This window comes from Actinomycetota bacterium, assembly GCA_030682655.1.
Classification (GTDB): Bacteria; Actinomycetota; Coriobacteriia; order Anaerosomatales; family JAUXNU01; genus JAUXNU01.
In genome coordinates, this window is sequence record JAUXNU010000197.1 from 1 (window position 1) to 1,629 (window position 1,629).

The 1,629-nt window shown below is 42.8% G+C and carries 2 protein-coding genes; both read right to left on the bottom strand.

Annotated features, from left to right (window positions below; all coding sequences use genetic code 11):
* Nucleotides 1-71: 71 nt before the first annotated feature.
* The gene (locus Q8K99_12815) at nt 72-302 is read right to left on the bottom strand and encodes a DUF433 domain-containing protein (protein MDP2183437.1); all 231 of its coding nucleotides are present in this window, start codon (nt 300-302) and stop codon (nt 72-74) included.
* Nucleotides 303-319: 17 nt separating this feature from the next.
* On the bottom strand, nt 320-1,438 hold the full coding sequence (locus Q8K99_12820; GenBank protein ID MDP2183438.1) for an integrase core domain-containing protein: 1,119 nt from the start codon (nt 1,436-1,438) through the stop codon (nt 320-322).
* Nucleotides 1,439-1,629: the final 191 nt, after the last annotated feature.

The window sequence follows — 1,629 nt, forward strand, 5'->3', positions numbered from 1 at the left end:
CATAGCCTTCTTTCTGCAATGCTTGTGCTACTTCTACCTGGAACATTTGATCCAGGTAAAGCCTATATTGTTCAGGCATTAACGGCTTTAAGCTCTATGTGATCAAGTGATGCCCTTGCATAATGGAGGGTAGCATGGATATCCTCCCTTGTTAATTCTGGATATCCTACGAGTATTTCGTCCCAAGATTCACCTTCTGCCAACTGCTCAAGAATAACTGATACCGGAATTCTGGTTCCCTTAATTACTGGCCTTCCATTACATACTCTTGGATCAAGTTCAATTCTTTCTAATAAAGTCATTATCTTATAACCTCGACTTATATAAAGATACTATAAATTATATCACGATATAGCAAAAAAGGGCGAGAATGTGTTCTGGCTGACCACATAGGTAACACTGGGCTATGGATTTTAGCAAGTTCCCTTTCAATATATTCTACGGGAGCAAGATAGTCAAGGGTTTGGTGTGGGCGGTTGAAATTATACTCAACAAGCCATTCAGTTAGCCGGGGATTGAGCTCTTCAGGATCTAAAGATAGATTAGAGTTGTAGAGCCATTCATACTCCAGGGTCTGGTTAAACCTTTCTATCTCCGGGTTATCCTTAGGGGTTTTGACTCTGGAAAAGTACCTTTGAATGCCTAATTTGGCGGTAGCCCTTTCAAACTCCCAGGCAAACTCACTCCCATTATCCGTCTGCAAGTTTTCTATGGGCTGACCAACAAGGTAGCGGAGACGATAAAGGAAATCTGCTGCAGACCTTGAGCTCTTATTCTTGTACATCCGGGCATAGCCTAACTTGGTGGCATGGTCCACGGCAGTCAGGATATATCTTTTAAGGCTATTCCAGTAGATAACGATGGTATCCAGCTGAAAGAGGAAACAGGGTCTCCCTTCCTTCACTAACTGAGTTATTCTCTTCTTTGGTTTCTGACGAGCTCTGGCTCTCTTTCTGGCAGTCTTCTCAGCTTTATTCTGGTCGGGATAAAGCTTATACCTTCTGATTACCCTCTCTATCTTCCAGGTAGAGATATCTTCAGAATATTCCTTCTCATAAAGAACCTTTAGCTTCTTCTTGCCATAGTAGGGATATCTCTTCCTTAAGTGCCTTATCCTCTCTTCCTCCTTAAGGGTCACCTCCCATTTTCTCTTATGGCGGGGGGCTTTAGATTGGTCAGCCAGGCTACGGACATGGTATTTTGAGTCCTTAAAGCGCTTGAACCATTTATGAAAGGTCTTCCTGGAGATACTGAAGTGTTGGGCAGTGAGGGTGGCATTCTCTTTTCCCGCTGTATGGTAGAAGACCATCCACTCCACTCTCAATCTCTCCTGGGTGGTGAGGACTAAAAGATCTGCCACCCCCCTCCATTGCTCATATCTATCCTTGAGGACGATGGGCTTGCTTTTAAAGAAATAGAAACTGGCCGGCTTTCTCATTATGGTAACCTCCTCAGGGTAACTTTGTATTATTACTAATTATTCCATGAGTGTTACCTATGTATCTCAGCCTCCGCATAGGGGTGTTATTACAATGTTATTACAATATAATTATGTCACCCATAATTGCAACGTGATTATGTCACCCCTGTGAGAAAATAAGGGAGTACTAAATAATAGGAGGTGCTCCC